This window comes from Diaphorobacter ruginosibacter, assembly GCF_040396215.1.
GTDB lineage: Bacteria > Pseudomonadota > Gammaproteobacteria > Burkholderiales > Burkholderiaceae_C > Diaphorobacter_A > Diaphorobacter_A ruginosibacter_A.
This window is the reverse complement of sequence record NZ_JBEBOW010000030.1, coordinates 13,357-30,131: the sequence shown is the minus strand read 5'-3', so window position 1 is coordinate 30,131 and position 16,775 is coordinate 13,357. Positions and strand designations below refer to the sequence as shown.

Annotated in this window: 12 protein-coding genes and 1 tRNA gene; 3 read left to right on the top strand and 10 right to left on the bottom strand. The window is 65.3% G+C overall.

From position 1 onward, the window contains the following. Positions 1–276 precede the first annotated feature (276 nt). Entirely contained in the window at positions 277–1,659 is a 1,383-nt protein-coding gene (locus ABWP92_RS06040; protein ID WP_502907459.1) for an amino acid permease, read from the top strand. A 150-nt stretch (positions 1,660–1,809) separates the two neighbouring features. Here the strand turns inward: ABWP92_RS06040 and pdxR are convergent, their stop codons facing one another. Continuing rightward, on the bottom strand, positions 1,810–3,351 hold the full coding sequence (gene pdxR, locus ABWP92_RS06035; RefSeq protein ID WP_502907458.1) for a MocR-like pyridoxine biosynthesis transcription factor PdxR: 1,542 nt from the start codon (positions 3,349–3,351) through the stop codon (positions 1,810–1,812). A gap of 226 nt (positions 3,352–3,577) precedes the next feature. On the opposite strand from pdxR, the gene ABWP92_RS06030 reads away from it, so the two are divergent. Then, positions 3,578–3,654: transfer RNA gene (locus ABWP92_RS06030), tRNA-Arg, on the top strand. Positions 3,655–3,772: 118 nt separating this feature from the next. On the opposite strand, the gene ABWP92_RS06025 is transcribed toward ABWP92_RS06030, so the two are convergent. The 9 genes from ABWP92_RS06025 to ABWP92_RS05985 all read right to left on the bottom strand — a co-directional run bounded on the left by ABWP92_RS06025 (position 3,773) and on the right by ABWP92_RS05985 (position 15,419). Next, the gene (locus ABWP92_RS06025; protein WP_353234460.1) at positions 3,773–6,106 is read right to left on the bottom strand and encodes a CHASE2 domain-containing protein; all 2,334 of its coding nucleotides are present in this window, start codon (positions 6,104–6,106) and stop codon (positions 3,773–3,775) included. Between the two features lie 17 nt (positions 6,107–6,123). Further along, entirely contained in the window at positions 6,124–7,845 is a 1,722-nt protein-coding gene (locus ABWP92_RS06020; RefSeq protein ID WP_353234459.1) for a FecR family protein, read from the bottom strand. 108 nt (positions 7,846–7,953) lie between these two features. Continuing rightward, positions 7,954–8,667 (bottom strand): response regulator transcription factor, encoded by a 714-nt coding sequence (locus tag ABWP92_RS06015; RefSeq protein ID WP_353234458.1) that lies wholly within the window; start codon positions 8,665–8,667, stop codon positions 7,954–7,956. 226 nt (positions 8,668–8,893) lie between these two features. Then, positions 8,894–10,189 (bottom strand): tryptophan--tRNA ligase, encoded by a 1,296-nt coding sequence (locus ABWP92_RS06010; protein ID WP_353234457.1) that lies wholly within the window; start codon positions 10,187–10,189, stop codon positions 8,894–8,896. 61 nt (positions 10,190–10,250) lie between these two features. After that, entirely contained in the window at positions 10,251–10,922 is a 672-nt protein-coding gene (locus ABWP92_RS06005) for a site-2 protease family protein (RefSeq protein ID WP_353234456.1), read from the bottom strand. A 109-nt stretch (positions 10,923–11,031) separates the two neighbouring features. Then, positions 11,032–11,667 (bottom strand): L-threonylcarbamoyladenylate synthase, encoded by a 636-nt coding sequence (locus tag ABWP92_RS06000; RefSeq protein ID WP_353234455.1) that lies wholly within the window; start codon positions 11,665–11,667, stop codon positions 11,032–11,034. Between the two features lie 33 nt (positions 11,668–11,700). Continuing rightward, entirely contained in the window at positions 11,701–12,591 is an 891-nt protein-coding gene (locus ABWP92_RS05995) for a 3',5'-nucleoside bisphosphate phosphatase (protein WP_353234454.1), read from the bottom strand. A 135-nt stretch (positions 12,592–12,726) separates the two neighbouring features. Beyond that, entirely contained in the window at positions 12,727–14,448 is a 1,722-nt protein-coding gene (gene recJ / locus ABWP92_RS05990) for a single-stranded-DNA-specific exonuclease RecJ (protein ID WP_353234453.1), read from the bottom strand. After that, positions 14,445–15,419, bottom strand: coding sequence for a phosphoglycerate mutase (locus ABWP92_RS05985; RefSeq protein WP_353234452.1), 975 nt, complete (start codon positions 15,417–15,419; stop codon positions 14,445–14,447). Before ABWP92_RS05985 ends, recJ begins: the two co-directional genes overlap by 4 nt. 98 nt (positions 15,420–15,517) lie before the next feature. Here ABWP92_RS05985 and ABWP92_RS05980 point away from each other — a divergent pair, with 98 nt between their 5' ends. Beyond that, entirely contained in the window at positions 15,518–16,771 is a 1,254-nt protein-coding gene (locus ABWP92_RS05980) for a lipoprotein-releasing ABC transporter permease subunit (protein WP_353234451.1), read from the top strand. Positions 16,772–16,775: the final 4 nt, after the last annotated feature.

Here is a 16,775-nt window from a genome sequence, read left to right as displayed (position 1 = left end):
CGCAAAGCCGCTGTCGCGGCGCGAGGAGATCGTGAACACGTTCTGAGCCGCGCCCGGATTTCACACCGCCGCGTGGAGGGCAACGCGGCGCTTGCACGGCACATATTCAACCGGATCAACCGGACGCAGATTCCGGAACCGGGCGCGCTGGCCGCCGTTGAAGGCGGGCCGCGGCGCATTGCATGGCCGTGCCTCGAAAAAGAGAACAGGAGACATTTCGTGATCGGATCCCAATCTTCCTCATCGGGCCTGTCCACGGGCCTGAAAGAGCGCCACATGACCATGATCGCGCTCGGCGGCGTGATCGGCGCGGGGCTTTTCATCGGCAGCGGCGTCGTCATCAGGCAGGCCGGCCCGGCTGCCGTCATTTCCTTTCTGATCACCGGCCTGCTGGTCGTGCTGGTGATGCGCATGCTGGGCGAGCTGGCCTGCGCCATGCCTGGCGGCGGCTCGTTCTACGAGTATTCGCGCGAGGCGTTCGCCGACCGCCCGGGCCTGTCGAGGCTGGCGGGCTTTCTGACCGGCTGGATGTACTGGTATTTCTGGGTGATCGTGGTGGCGCTCGAAGCCGTGGCGGGCGCCGATCTGCTGCGCTACTGGATGCCGGGCGTCGATGGCTGGATCATCAGCCTCGTGCTGCTGGTGATGCTCACGCTGACCAATCTGGTGTCGGTGAAGTCGTTTGGCGAGTTCGAGTTCTGGTTCTCCTCGATCAAGGTGGCCGCGATCGTCGTGTTCCTGTTCATCGCCGGTGTTCACGTGCTGGGCTGGACGCCCGGCGCGCATGGCCTGCAGGTGGCCCATCTCACGCAGCACGGCGGCTTCGCGCCCAATGGCTGGATTCCCGTTCTGACCGGTGCGGTCGCTGCCACGGGCTTTTACTTTGGCGCCGAGATCGTGACGATCGCCGCTGCCGAAACCGCCGAGCCGCAAAAGGCGGTTGCCAAGGCCACCAATTCGGTGATCGCGCGCGTGCTGGTCTTCTATGTGGGATCGGTGCTGCTGGTTGCTTGCCTGGTGCGCTGGAACTCCAGGGAAATCGCCACTCCCTACGTGAGCGCGCTGAACGCCATGGGCGTGCCCGCCGCCGCGCAGATCATGAACGCCATCGTGCTGACCGCCGTGCTGTCGGCGCTGAACTCGGGCCTGTATGCATCGTCGCGCATGCTGTTTGCGCTGACCAGGCGCGGCGACGCGCCCAAGGCCCTGGCCAAGGTCAGCAGGAACGGGGTGCCCGTGCGGGCCATTCTGATGGCCACGCTGTTCGGCTACGGCGCCATCGTGATGTCGTATGTCTCGCCGGACACGGTGTTCGCGTTTCTGGTGAATTCGTATGGCACGGTGGCGATCTTCGTGTACATCCTGATCGCCGTCTCGCAACTGCGCCTGCGCAAGCGCCTGGAACGCGAGGCGCCGCATCTGCTGAAGGTGCGCATGTGGTGTTTTCCGTACCTCACATGGCTGGCCATCGGCGGCATGCTGGCCATCGTGGTGGCGATGGGTTTCATTCCGGAGCAGCGCACGCCGCTGATGCTGGGGGTGGCGAGCCTGGCGATCCTGCTGGCGGCCTACTTCATCCGCCATCTGGTGAATGGTGGCAAGGCAGTGCCGGAGCGCGTGCCTGTGAACTACAAGCAGGCCAAGTTCAGGAAGGGTTGAGGCCGCTTGCCCTGCCCGGTGGATAGCCGCTGGCGCCGGAGTGCGTCGGCGGCTTTTTGTTGTTGGGTCGCCCCAAGCAAAACACCTTCTTGGGGGGCAGAGGGGAAGCGTGGGGTCTTTGGGTTGAGCGGCCGTGCGCCGCCCGCGCGTTCAAGCGGCCGGACGCCCGATCCCGCGCATGGCTTCGGCCAGCGCCTGGACGCCTTGCGTGATCTTGCTGGTGGGAATGGACTGGTAGCCGAGCCGCACGAAGTTGCCGGGTGCGACCGGCGACTGGAAGAAGATGTCGCCGGGCTCGACCAGTACGCCATGTTCCGCCGCCACCACGGCGAGCTCGCGGGCGGATACGTGATCGGGCAACTGCACCCAGCATGATCCGCCGCCGCGCACCGGTGTGATGCGGCATTCGGGCAGATGTTCCGCCATGGCCGCGACCAGCGCGGCATGGCGCTCTTTCTGCGCGGCGCCCAGTTTGCGCAGCTGCGACTCGTAGTGGCCGAGCGAGATGAACATCGCCAGCGTGCGCTGGATGAACGTGGATGGGTGCCGGATCATCAGGCGCCGCAGCGCACGAAGCTCCTGCAGCAGCTCGGGTGCGGCGACGATGTAGCCCACGCGCAGGCCGGGCGCCATGCTCTTGGAGAGGCTGCCGATGTAGATCACGCGGTTGCTGCGGTCCAGGCTCTTGAGCGCCGGAATCGGCTGGTCGTCGAAGCTGCTTTCGCTTTCGTAGTCGTCCTCGATGAGGATGAAGTCCTCTTCCTGCGCCATGTTCAGAAGCGCGTGGCGGCGCTCCAGCGGCATGGTCACGCCGGTGGGGCATTGATGGCTGGGCGTGACGTAGAGGTAGTCCAGGTCGCACAACTCGCCGGACAGCGGCAGTCCGCTGCCGTCGACGGGCAGGAACTTCAGTTGGGAGGTGCGGCTCGAGAAGATGTTGCGCGCGTCGGGGTAGCCGGGGTCTTCCATGCCCACGCTGGAATCGTCGCGCAGCAGCAGATCGCCCACCATGTACAGCGCGTGCTGCGCTCCCACGGTGATGATGATTTCGTCCGGCGATGCCCACACGCCGCGCCTGGGCAGGATCTTGGTCTGGATCTGATGGATCAGGCTGTCGTCATCGCGCGTGATCAGGTCGGGCGCCCACTGGTGGATGTCGAGCACGCTCAGCGCCTTGATGCAGCACTCGCGCCATGCGGCGGTGGGGAACAGGTCCTTGTCGAATTGCCCGTAGAGAAACGGATAGGGAAAGCTCTGCCAGTTCTCGTTCTTGACGATGCTGCGCTGCTCGCTGGGCCGCAGCCAGAGGCGCTGGCCCCAGTCGGCCGGCGTGACCGCGCTTTCTTCGCCGTCCGCATCCGGCGCGGGAGGCGCTTGCGGTGTACGGCCCTGCAGCACGTCGGGGTGGATGAAATGCCCTTTGCGCTGATGGCTTACGAGAAAGGACTCTTCGGTGAGCTGCTGGTAGGCCAGCACCACGGTGATGCGTCCCACGCCCAGGTGGCGCGCCAGCTCGCGGCTGGAGGGAACCGGGTCGCCGGGTGTGAGCACGCCGGTGAGGATCGCGCTCACCATCATCTCGCGGATCTGTCCCTGCAGGCTCAGGCCGGGTTTGGAGCTGCGGTGGAACAATTGCTCCCACATCGCCCCCGAGGGCGACACGGCGGGCGGGGTGGCTCGGGCATCCGTCATCTCTTCTTTGGTACTCACGCTCTTTGGGCCGCATCGCAGGCGGCGCATGTCTTCCTTGGTTGTGGTTGAATCATCGTTGGTTTTCAATAGTGTTTGCAAGCACTATGAATTGGGCAACGCTGAAAGCAGACGATGGTCTTCGCAAACGGCGGCTGGCCAGCGCTCTTTCAAAAAGATGGCGTTTTTCTTTCGAACATCAAAAAACTGTATATAATTCGATGCTTCAGCGGCTGTAGCTCAGCTGGATAGAGTACTTGGCTACGAACCAAGGGGTCGTGGGTTCGATTCCTGCCAGCCGCACCAGACGACAAGCCCCAGAACAGAAATGTTCTGGGGCTTTTTCGTTTTCGGGGCCGGAAAACCGCGTCGCGGCGTCGTGCGTCCCCCGCATTGGATGAAAAGCGTGCGATGACGAGGATGGTCAAGTGCTGTCAGGCATGCTTGCGGGCAGATGCAGCCGGAATTCGGTGCCTTCGCCGGGCTCGCTGATCACGTCGATCTGTCCGCCATGGCGTTCGATCACCGTGTGCACCAGGGCGAGGCCCAGGCCTATGCCCTGCACTCCGGGGTGGCTGCCCTCGTGCAGGCGGCGGAACGGCTGGAACAGCGAGGCGCGCTTGTCGGCGGGGATGCCCGGACCTTCGTCCCGGATGCCGATGACCCATTCATTGCCGTGCGGCAGCAGGCTGCAGTGCACGACGGAGTGGGGCGGGCTGAACTTGAGCGCGTTGCTCATCACGTTGCCGATGGCGCGGCTGAGCATGCTGCGGTCGCCCCAGCATGGCGCGGCATCGGGCTTGCTGGCGATGCGCACCTGCACCTGCCGGTCCTGGGCCGCGGCCCAGGCGTCGTCCACGCTCTGCTCGAGCAGGGCTGCCAGATCGAAGACGGCGAGACTGTAGGTCTGGGACTGCGCGCTGGCCAGGCGCACGAAGCCCTCGGCCATCGACAGCGAGGATTGCGCATAGCGCTCGATGCGCGGCAGCAGCTCGCCGAGCGGTACCTGGTCCGGGTATTCGCGGTGCATCTCGAGCAGCGTGATGATGGATGCGTTGGGCGATCGGATGTCGTGCGAGATGAAGTTCAGCGCTTCGTCGCGCTGCTTTTGCGCTCGGCGCATGTCGGTGAGGTCGACCAGCGTGATGAGCCAGCCCGCATTGGAGTTGGCGGCAAACGGCTTGCACAGGAACAGGAAATAGCGGCCCTGGTCGTCCCGGCATTCCTGCTGGGTGGGTACGTCGGTCCATTTCAGCGGATTGAGCGGCAGCAGCGCCGCGCCGGTTTCGATGTGCACGAAGTCGCTGAGCAATTCGGCGAGCGAGTGGTTCACGGGGTCGTCCGTGGTGTCCTCGACCATGCGCATTGCGGCGGCATTGGCCAGTGTGATCACGCCCAGGCTGTCGCATACGAAGGTGGGCGAGGGCAGCTGGCGTAGGCTGTCGCTGACGAAATGGTGCAGCTCGCGCAATTGCTGCGAGGCCTGCTCCACGGCGTGGATGCGGCGCTCCAGGAAGTCGCTGGGTAGCAGGCGGGAGATGCGCGGCGGCAGTTGCGTGGGCAGCGTGATGCCATCCTGCACCAGATCGTGCATTTCCTGCCGCAGGAACATGGCGGCGGAGGAAAGGCGCCGCCAGCTCCAGAGTGGGTAGCAAAGCAGAACCCCCACCATCCCCGATGCGGGCGAGAACTGCCAGCCGGTTGCGAGCGCGGTGCCCGCGCCGGCGATCAGCATGATGATGAACATGACTCCGCAAGCCATCAGCGCCGCGAACGGGCCGAGCAGCAGCACGGCGACCAGCGCCGCCGCCACGGGAATCAGGTTGAAGGCGAGGTTCCAGGACAGGGGCGCGGGCGAGATACGGATGTCATTGATGCGGGAGTTCAGCACGTGCGCGACCAGCTCCACGCCGGGAATCCGGTCCGACTCCGGCGCCACGGGCGCGGCGAACATGTCGCCCAGGCCCGTGGCCGTTGCGCCGACGAGCACGTATTTGCCGCGGAATGCGTCCGCGGGCACGCGCTTCATCAGTACGTCGATATACGAGTAGGTGGTGAATGCCGGCTTGTCCGGAGCGCCTGTGGCGAACGGGATCACGCGCAGTTGCTCCTGCACCCAGTGCTCGGAGTCGGGCGGCGGGGCAATGCCTTCGCAGCCCTGCTGCAGCGCGCCTGCGGCGCAGAGCACGGCCATGGAGAAGTGCGGGCGTGGCGATTCCCGAGGCCCCTCGAAGAGATAGAGCTTGCGCGCCACGCCGTCGGAATCAACCTGTACGTGCACGTGGCCCAACTGCGCCGCGGCTTCGCGGATGATTTCCACGGGTGTGTCGAATGCCGCCCGCAGCGTGTCGCTGCGCCGCGTGAGCGGCAGCGCCACGTGGCCGTTTCGCGCGATGGCTTGCGCGAGCACCATGTCGTCGCCGGGATAGTCCTCATCTTCTTCGCTGAACAATACGTCCAGGCCGATGGCCAGCGGAGACTGCTCCGAGATCGTATCCAGCAGTTGCGCGTGCAGCGCGCGCCGCCAGGGCCAGCGGCCAATGGCGTTGATGCTGCGGTCGTCGATGGCGACGATGACGATGTCGGATCTGGCCTGCGGCGCGTGCAGGCGCCCGCCCACGTCGTGGATCAGATGGTCGATGCGCTGCAGCGCATCCGTCACGCATGCCCAGCTGACCAGGCACAGCAACACGATCGCAAGCAGCGACCATTCGCGCCGCTGCAGCTGCGCGCGGCTATTTGCGCGGAAAAGCGTCATGCGCAGGCGTTGCCGGATCAGCGCCGTGAAAGCGGTTCGCCATCCGAGGACGTGATCGGCAGGCCATCATTGCTCCGCACTTCAGCCGCCGCACGCACCTGCCGTGCGGCGGAGAAGGGGCTTTGCAGTCCTGTCGCCGTGTCATGCGTCTCGATACGCACGAAATATTCGCCGGGCCTCACGTCGGTGAAGTTCCATTCGGGCTTGTCGAGCGGCTGATCGGCCACGAGATCCGAAAAATCTTCCGTGCGCGACAACTGGATCCGGTAGGTCTGGCCGGGCTCGCCGGGCCATTGCAGATGAATACCAGGAATGTCGCTGGACGAACTCAGTGCCGAGATATCGAGCGCCGTGGGACTGTTGGCCAGCTTGAAGCCCTGCGGGATGGAGAATGGCCCCTGGTCGGGAGTACCGTCGGCCAGCATGCGGATGCTTGCCGCGCGCCACTGGTAGCTGCCGGGTTCGAGCGCGGCAAGCGGCATATCGCATTCGCCGTGGCGCACTTCATCGATCAGCGGCGTGGCAAAGCCGTCCGCGTTGGCAGCCACCTGGATGCGATAGGCTTGCGCGCTGCTCACGCGCGTGCACAGCAACTGCCCCGACGTGCGCGAAGTGGTCGCGCCCGGCGCCGGCTGCTGATAGAGGGGCGGCGGCGGCTGGGTCTTCACCCTGATCTTGCGAAGCGCGGGCATGCCGGGGAGATCCTGGCTGTCGATGGCGCGTGCCGCGAGATAGTACTCGCCGTCCTCGATTCCCTTCATGCGCACCTGAGAGGTCTTGAACACGCCGCTGCGCAGCACCTGGGACATCGATTCGTCCCGCGCGACCAGCACCTCGTAGGCGCTCGCGCTGGCGACGGCCGGAAGCTGAAAGCTCAGGAAGTTCGCATCTTCCAGGGTGGCGGGGATCTGCTCGAGATCGGGGGATTGCAACAGCGCTCGCACCTCGCCGAGCCTGCCGTCGCTGCTCACGGCGATGCCGTGGCCCTGCCGGACCAGCGCCGCGTCGGCGGCGCCCTGTTGCTCGGGCCGGCTCGCGGTCTCGCGTGGTTGCACTGCCACCGTGCCGCGGCTGACGGAGGTGAGGGCGCTGCCTTCGTTCGTCAGTATCACGTCAAAGCTGGTTCCGCGCACGCTGGTGGTGGCCTTCGGAGTGCGCACTTCGAAGCCGCGCGCCGGATCGGGCTCGGCTCCCACGGTGGAGTTGACGCTGCCGCGCTGCATCTCCAGCACCGACTGCAGGCTGCCGCTGCGGCCCTTGCGGCGCAGCTGCTTGAGTTGAACGTCCGATTCGGCCTGGATGCGGATCAGCGTGCCATCCGCGAGCTTGACGGTGACAAAGGAGTCGGGAGCCACCTTGATGGCGGCGCCTTCCTGCAGTTTCTGGCCCGGCTGCAGCGGCGTTTCCTCCGCCGTCGAGCCGGCTGCCACAACGGTGGCCTTGCCTTGCACGAAGCTCACCTCGGCGGTCTGCTCGGGCATGTACTTCACGGGGACCCGGAGCGTGGAGCCTGGTTGCAGGCGCTTGGGATCCGGGATCTGGTTGAAGCTCTGCAGTTGCGGCCACAGGTTCACGTTGCCGTAGAACTGCGCGGCAATATGTTCCAGCGTGTCGCCCTTGGCGATCCGGTGGTTGATGAACCCTTGGGAATCTGCACGCGCGCCCAGAGGCATCACCAAGGCAGAAACCAGGGCGAGCGCGAGTAATTGCGGCGGTGAATGGCGCAGCAAAGGTGCCACAGTACTTTCCTCCCAGAGAACATGAATAACCGGCAACTGCCGCTATTGTGCAATCAGCCTGTCAATCCAGCACAGCGCCTGGTTTCCTGGGGAAAGCGTTCTCTGGGGTTATATAGAGACCAGAGTGTCTTCACTGCGTGGCTTGACTGCCTCGAAACGATACCCCATTCCATAAACTGCTGTCACGATGTAGCCGTTATCTGGACGAAGATCAAGTTGGCTGCGCAAGCGTGAAATATGTGTGTCAAGCGAGCGCGAAATTACATCGCTAGTTTGACCCCATATGATTTCACGCAAATGATCGCGAGAAAGTAGACGACCCATGTTCTGGAATAGGAACAGCGCAAGGTCGTATTCGCGGTTTTTCAGCTCCACGGGCTTGCCGTCCATTTCCAGCGTGCGCGTTTCATGCAGAAAACGATAGCGGCCGAATTCAAGCACCTCGTTGACCGCCGCGGGGTAGGCGCGGCGCAGCAGGGCGCCTACCCGCGCCGTGAGCTCACCGACACGCACGGGTTTGACCATGAAGTCGTCGGCGCCGCAGTCGAGGCCCTCGACGATGTCGCGCTCTTCCTGGCGGCTGGTGACGAAAAGAATGGGAAGATCGAGCCCCACATGCTTTCGTACCCAGCGCACGACCTCTGGGCCGGACGTGTCCGGCAGATGCCAGTCCACCAAAAGCAGATCGAACGTATCGCGGCGCATATCCTTCATGAGCGCCGCGCCTGTTTGATACGTATGGCACGAGTGCCCCATGTCGGTTATGGCGCGCTTGAACAACTCCAGTTGGAGTGCATCATCATCCAAAGCCACAATGCGCATGGAAATCCTTGCTGGCAATTCATTAGAAAAACTATTGGAAGTATAGGAAGCTGAAAGCCTTGGGAGAGCGGTTGAGTAACGTAATTGACACTTGTTAACTGCTCTTCGCTCCTTGCTAATGACTGCTTGATTAGCTGGGGTGGCGGGGAATGGTTTCAAGTAAAAAAAGAGCACTGTCAGTTACGACAATGCTCCTTTTTGCATGAGAACGTGAGGGGGATGCTTTTTATCGTGCATCCAGGAGTGTATTGAGCGCCGCCTCCACTTGTGCCGGCTCGACGCCCGGAACGTCCGCCAGATGCCGGGCGATGTCCGCGAGCGCTGCGGCGCCGTTCTTTTGCAACTGGGCGATGGCCTGGCCCGCTTCCTTGGGGGCGGTGAAGCCGGTGCTTTGCAGCAGCAGCGCGCCGTCGGCCGCCACGAACTTGAAATAGAACTTGCCGTCGCTGTCGCGGTATTGTTTGAAGCTTGGCAGCACGGCTTTGGTTTCCTTGGCCGATTTCCTGGATTGCGGAGCGCTGAGCCTGCGCAGGCCCACGGCGTCGCGCAGCCGCACAAGGAAGGCCGCGGCCTGAGCGCGCGCGCGTTCCTCGCCGATGGCCAGCGCGGCTTCCACCTTCTCGGGGTGAGCGATCAGATCATCGTAGGCGGCGCGCATGGGCGTGACTTCACGGTCGATGCATTCGAACAGGGCCTGCTTGGCGTCGCCCCAGGAAATGCCTGCGGCATAGGCCTTGCGCATGGCTTCGGTTTCCTCGGGGCTGGCGAAGGCCTGATACATCTGGAACAGCGCCGAGCCCTCGGTCTCCTTGGGCTCGCCGGGCGTGCGCGAGTCGGTCACGATGCCGCCCACCAGCTTCCTGAGCTGCTCGCGCGGCGTGAACAGCGGGATGGTGTTGTCGTAGCTCTTGCTCATCTTGCGGCCATCCAGGCCCGCGAGCGTGGCCACGCTTTCCTCGATCACCGCTTCGGGCAGCGTGAAGTGCTCGCCATAGAGGTGGTTGAAGCTCGAGGCGATGTCGCGCGCCATCTCGATATGCTGAATCTGGTCGCGGCCCACCGGTACTTTCTGCGCATTGAAGATCAGGATGTCGGCGGCCATCAGTACTGGATACATGAACAGGCCGGCGCTCACGCCATCATCGGTCTCGCGGCCTGCTTCCGTGTTCTTGTCCACGGCGGCCTTGTAGGCGTGCGCGCGATTGAGCAGGCCCTTGCCGGTCACGCAGGTGAGCAGCCAGGTCAGCTCGGGGATTTCGAGCAGCGCGGACTGGCGGTAGAACGTGACGTGCTCGGGGTCGAGCCCGGCCGCCAGCCAGCTTGCCGCGATTTCCAGCGTCGAGCGGTGCACGCGCTCGGGATCCTGAGCCTTGATCAGTGCGTGATAGTCGGCCAGGAAGTAGTAGCTCTCCACGCCCGGGGCCTTGCTCGCGCGGATGGCCGGGCGGATCATGCCCGCGTAGTTGCCCAGGTGCGGGGTGCCGGAGGGGGTGATGCCGGAGAGAAAACGGATAGCGGACATGAAAGGACGGGATGAAGAAAACGGAAGTTCGAAACTGTATCGGACCGGAGATTGTGGCGCATCAGCCCAGCAGAAGGGCGCGCAACGGCGTCATCAGGAAATCGATGGTGAGATAGCCGAGCGACATGAGCGGGCGCAGCCATAGCGAGCTCACCACGCCGAAGATGACGAGAGCCATCACGATGAAGAAGCCGTAGGGCTCGAGGCGGCCGAGCTGCTGCGCCTGCTTCCACGGCAGAAGCCCCATCAGCACGCGGCCGCCATCCAGCGGCGGCAGCGGGAACAGGTTGAATGCCCACATCACCAGGTTCACCGCCACGCCAGCCTTGCACATGGCCAGGAAGAAGCGCTCGTTCACCCCCATACCCACCAGCACGATGAGCAGCACGGCCCAGAGGATCGCCTGCAGGAAGTTTGACAGAGGCCCGGCCAGGGCCACCCAGATCATGTCGCGCTTGGGGTTGCGCAGGTGCGAGAAATTCACGGGCACCGGCTTGGCGTAGCCGAACAGGAAGGCACCCGAGGTGGCGAGATACAGCAGTATCGGCATCAGAATGGTGCCGATGGGATCGATGTGCTTGACCGGGTTGAGGGTGACGCGCCCCATCATCAGCGCGGTGTTGTCGCCGAAATGCCGGGCCACGTAGCCGTGCGCCGCTTCGTGCACCGTGATGGCAAAGAGCACCGGCAGGGCGTAGATCAGGATGGTTTGAATAAGGTTGGATGCGTCCACCCCGACATTGTGTCAGAGCGGCGCGGGCGGCGATGGCGCGGACCGCTAATTGCTTGGGCGCGGCCCAGGAATTTCGCGTGCCCGCTCGCGTCGGGACGGGAAGGCGCTCCTACAGCCCCAGGGCAGAGAGCGGCCCTCGGCCCTCACGCACGACGACGGCGTCGCCGCCGTTTTCCATGGGGGTGAGATCGACCACCGTGGTGGGCTGCTGCGGGCACGGACCCGCATCCACCACGCCGTCGATCAGCTTCTCGAAGCGCTCGCGGATTTCCTGGGGATCGTTCAGCGGCTCCGTCTCGCCTGGCGGAATGAAGGTCGAGGCCAGCAGCGGAGCGCCCATCATCTCCAGGATCATCTGCGTGCCCTTGCGGTCGGGCACGCGCAGGCCTATGGTCTTGCGCTGAGGGTGGCTCACGCGGCGCGGCACTTCCTTGGTCGCGTCGAGAATGAAGGTGTACGGCCCCGGCGTCGCCTGCTTGAGCAGGCGGTACTGGCGGTTGTCCACGCGCGCGTAGCTCGACAGCTCCGACAGGTCGCGGCACAGCAGCGCGAGATGGTGCTTCTCGTCGATCTGGCGGATGCGCCGCAGCCGGTCCACGGCGTTGCGGTCGTCCAGCTGGCACACCAGCGCATAGCTTGAATCGGTGGGCACGGCGAGCACGCCGCCGCCCTGAAGGATTGCCACGGCCTGCTTGAGCAGGCGCGGCTGCGGGTTCTCGGGATGGATTTCGAAGTACTGTGCCATGGCGTATGCAATCTTTCTGTGGGGCGCGCGAATTCACGCTGCGGCAGCGCGGCGCTGGATGCGATGCCCCAGCAGTTCCCAGACGGGAGTGAGGCCCTGCGGCAGCGGCGGCAGGGCGCCCAGATCGGTGTGTGATTCCTGCGGGCTGTGGAAATCGCTGCCGCGCGAAGCCGCGAGGCCGAACTCCCGGGCCATGTCGGCATAGGTGCCGTATTCGGAAGGCGTGTGGCTGCCGGTGACCACTTCGACACCTTCGCCGCCATGCTTCCTGAATTCGGAGAACAGCGCGAATTCCTCGTTCGCGGTGAAGCGGTAGCGCGCGGGATGGGCGATCACGGCCATGCCGCCAGCCTCGCGGATCCAGTGCACCGCGCTGGACAGCGAGGCCCATTGATGCGGCACGAAGCCCGGGTGCCCTTCGGTGAGGAAGCGGCGGAACACTTCCGACGTATCGCGGCAGGCGCCGATCTCCACCAGATGGCGCGCGAAATGCGTGCGTGAGATCAGCTCGGGGTTGCCCACGTATTTGAGCGCGCCTTCATATGCGTCGTGAATGCCTGCCTCCTCCAGTTGCCGGGATATTTCGCGCGCGCGCGCGCCACGGCCGCCGCGCGTGAGCGCCAGGCCCTGCGCGAGCTGTTCGTCATCGGGATCGAAGCCCAGGCCGACGATGTGCACCGTGTTGTCGGCAAAGGTGACCGAGATTTCGGTGCCGGTGAGATAGTCCATGCCGTTGGCATGGGCAGCCGCGCGTGCGCGGTGCTGGCCGCCGATTTCGTCATGGTCGGTCAGTGCCCACAGCTGCACGCCGTTGGCGCTGGCCCGCTGCGCGAGGGCTTCCGGTGTGAGCGTGCCGTCGGACACGACGGAGTGGCAGTGCAGGTCGGCGTTGAGCTGGGAAGGTGGAGTGATGGAAATAGGCACGAGAACATTTTATGAGTGCATCGCGCGGCGTGCACCATCCGCGTTGTCCCGCATGCCGGATCGGCCGGCTAAATTGCAAGCAGACGTTGTGGCCGCGCCCGGCGGGAAGCCGGGTGCGCAGCGAGCGCGCTGCTGCTAGTCCTGGTCTTCGAAGCCCTCCACCAGGAATTGCACCTTGCGCTCGCCGCGCCACTCGTTCACGTCGAGCCGGAAGGCCAGCGTGGCGCGCGCGGGCAGGGGTTCGGTGTGGCCGAACCAGATCGCGTCCACCGGCTGCCCCTGGTGCAGCAGCTTGATGGACAGGTGATTCCTGGCCTCGCCCACCAGGCGCTGGCTCACGATCTGCACTTCCTCGCTGAACGTGGGCGGCGCGAAGCCCTGGCCCCATACCTCGCGGTGCAGCACGTCCACCAGTTCCGCGCGGCAATACTCGGGTGCGAGCGGGCCGTCGGTCTCCAGCTTGCGCGTGAGCGTCGAGGCGTCCAGCCATTCCTGCGCGACCTGCGCGAAAGCGTGCTCGAACACGTCGAAGAATTCCTCGGCCACGGTGCAGCCGGCGGCCATCGCGTGGCCTCCGAATTTCAGCAGCACGCCTGGGTGCCGCTTGGCGACCAGGTCGAGCGCATCACGCAGATGGAAGCCGGGAATGGAGCGGCCCGAGCCCTTGAGCTCATGCTCCTTGCCCGGCGCGCTGCTGGCCGCGAAGACGAAGGTGGGGCGGTGCAGCCTGTCCTTCAGGCGCGAGGCGACGATGCCGACCACGCCTTCGTGGAAGTCCGGGTCGAACACGCTGATGGCGGGCGGCGGCTCCTCGCTTTCGTCGAACAGCGTCTCGGCCATGAGCATGGCCTGCTCGCGCATGCCGCCCTCGAGTTCGCGGCGTTCGCGGTTGATCGCATCCAGTTGTCCTGCCAGGTCGGCGGCTCGCGCGGGATCGTCGGTGAGCAGGCATTCGATGCCGAGCGTCATGTCGGAGAGCCGGCCTGCCGCGTTGATGCGCGGCCCCAGGCCGAAGCCGAAGTCGAACGTGGTCGCTTCCTCCGGCTTGCGGCCGGCCACCTTGAACAGCGCGGCGATGCCGCAGGGCATGTGGCCACCGCGAATCCGCTTGAGGCCTTGCGCGACGAGCCTGCGGTTGTTGCTGTCGAGCCTGACCACGTCCGCGACCGTGCCCAGCGCCACCAGGGGCAGCAGCGGCTCCAGGCGCGGCTGGCTCGTCTTGTCGAACACGCCGCGCTCGCGCAGTTCGGTGCGCAGCGCCATCAGCACATAGAAGATCACGCCGACGCCCGCGGCCGATTTGCTTTCGAACCCGCAGCCCGGCTGATTGGGATTGACGATGGCGTCCGCCGCCGGCAGTTGCGGGCCGGGCAGGTGGTGGTCCGTCACCAGCACCGACAGGCCCAGCGACTTGGCCTCGGCAACGCCTTCGACGCTGGCGATGCCGTTGTCCACGGTGACCAGCACGTCGGCGTTGCGCTCGTGCACGCGCCGCGCGATGGTCGGCGTGAGGCCGTAGCCATCGACCACCCGGTCGGGCACCAGGTAGTCCACGTTTTTCGCGCCCAGCAGGCGCAGGCCGCGCACGCCGACGGCGCATGCCGTGGCTCCGTCGCAGTCGTAGTCCGCGACGATGACCATGCGCCTGTCGGCGGCAATGGCGTCGGCCAGGAGCGCCGCTGCTTCGCGCATGCCGCGCAGTCCGGCCGGCGGCAGCAGGCGCGCCAGAGCGTCGTCGAGTTCTTCGTGGGAGCGGATGCCGCGCGCGGCATACAGCCTTGCCAGCAGCGGATGCACGCCTGCCTGCTCCAGCGCCCATACGGCGCGGGGCGGAATATCCCGGGCAATGATTTTCATAGTTGCTTTTGCAGGGCTTGCAGGCGCGGGGCCTTGGTGAAGAGCCGCTTGATCCGCCGGCCCCATCCCGGCTCCACGCTTTGCCACTGCTGCGCATTGTTTTCACCGCACAGCGTGAGCAGCGCCCTGCCGCCCGAGGCCACGTGCTTTTCAAGCTCCGCAACAGGGCCCGCGTCCAGCGCGCGCCATGCCTCGGCCCAGCCGCGCCAGTCTTCGCGCAGGGCCGGGTCGCGCAGCGTCAGCGGCATTCGCGGCGGCACCTGCGGCAGCGGTGGAGGCGCCGTCAGGCGGCCCGCGCCGTGCAGCCAGAAGGTGTTGACCGGCGGGAGGTTCGCCTGCGCGCGCGCATCGTTGATCGGGTGGGTGTACAGCAGCATCTGCATCTCGGTCTGCAGGCGGTGGATGCGGCGCGTGTGCTCGGCGTTTTCGGCCAGCGGCATCCAGGCGCGGACATCGCGCTGGATCACGCGGTCGAGCGAGGCCGTCGCCACGCCTTCGAACACGTCGCCGCGCGCGATCCAGCGCGCGGGGTCGTTCTCGTCCATGTAGAGATCGATGCCGTCCTCGGCGAACCAGGGCGCGAGGATCGTCAGCAGCTCGTGCGACGAGTCGGGCGTGAGCCGCAGCGCCGCGGGGTCCAGCATGGTCACGTGATCGGCGCTGACATGCCACTGGCAGGGCGTGATGTAGGCCCACGCTGTCGATTCCGACCCCTTGGCGCCGACCTCGACCAATCGCCATGCGGCCCAAGGGGTAATGCCCTGGGCGGAGCAGGCAAGCCCCAGCGCGCGGGCCAGGGCGCGTTCGTGGGGAGGGGAGAAATCGGTTTCCTCTCCGGAGTCCATGCCGGCAGGGGTCATGCGAGAGAGCAGGCGATCGAGGTGCGGCAGGGACAGGTCGCGCAGCGCCTGCTGGCAGCCAGCCGAGGGGCTGGCGGCGAGGGGAATGAGTAAATGGGGGGCGTCCGACATGGGGTCTATTGTCCGGGATGCCACAATCCCTACGCACAAGCCAGCCGGATTGAGGCAATTGGTCACAACTTTCCGGCTGGCGTCACGATTCCGAAAACATGCAAATTCCATACGAACTGTCGGTCGGCTGGCGCTATACCCGGGCCGGCCGGGCCACGCGGCGCAACGGCTTCATCTCCTTCATCTCGGGTGTGTCGATGCTGGGTATCGCGCTGGGGGTGGCTGCGCTCATCATCGTGCTCAGCGTGATGAACGGTTTCCAGAAGGAAGTGCGCGACCGCATGCTCAGCGTGGTCTCGCACATCGAGATCTTCGCGCCTCAGGGCGCCGCGATGCCCGATTTGCCGCTGACGCTGCGCGAGGCGCGCGAGAACCCGAACGTGGTGGGCGCCGCGCCGTTCGTCTCGGCGCAGGCCCTTCTGGGGCGCGGGGACGAGGTCAAGGGCGCGCTGGTGCGCGGCATCGACCCGGCTCTCGAAGGCGAGGTGACCGATCTGGCAGCCGACCAGGTCGAAGGGCTGAAGTCGCTCGTGCCGGGCAGCTTCAACGTGATTCTGGGCAGCGAGCTGGCGCGGTCCATGGGCGTCTTCCCCGGCGACCAGGTCACGCTGATCGCGCCTTCCGGGCAGGTCACGCCCGCCGGCGTGGTTCCCCGCATCAAGCAGATGACGGTGGCGGGCACGTTCAATTCGGGCCACTATGAGTACGATTCCGCGCTGGTGTTCATGCACCATTCCGACGCCGAGAAAATCTTCCGGCTGGAGGGGCCGACCGGTATCCGCCTGAAGATCCGCGATCTGCATCAGGCGCCGGAAGTCGCGCAGCAACTGGCGCATACCTTGTCCGGCAACCTGCTGATCCGCGACTGGACGCAGCAGAACAAGACCTGGTTCGCGGCGGTGCAGATGGAAAAGCGGATGATGTTCATCATCCTCACGCTGATCGTCGCGGTGGCCGCGTTCAACCTGGTCTCGACGCTGGTGATGACGGTGACCGACAAGCGCGCCGACATCGCCATCTTGCGCACCCTGGGCGCCAGTCCCGGAAGCATCATGGGCATCTTCGTCGTGCAGGGGGCGATGGTGGGCGTGATCGGCACTTTCGCCGGGCTGCTGCTCGGGCTGCTGATCGCCTTCAACATCGACGTCATCGTGCCGGCCATCGAGAGGCTGCTGCACACCACGTTCCTGCCCAAGGATATCTACCTCATCAGCAAGATGCCCAGCGAGCCGCAAAGCAGCGACATCACGCCGATCATCGTCATCTCCCTGATCCTGGCCTTCGCGGCCACCCTGTATCCGAGCTGGCGCGCCAGCCGTGTGAATCCCGCCGAGGCGCTGCGCTATGAATGACGTG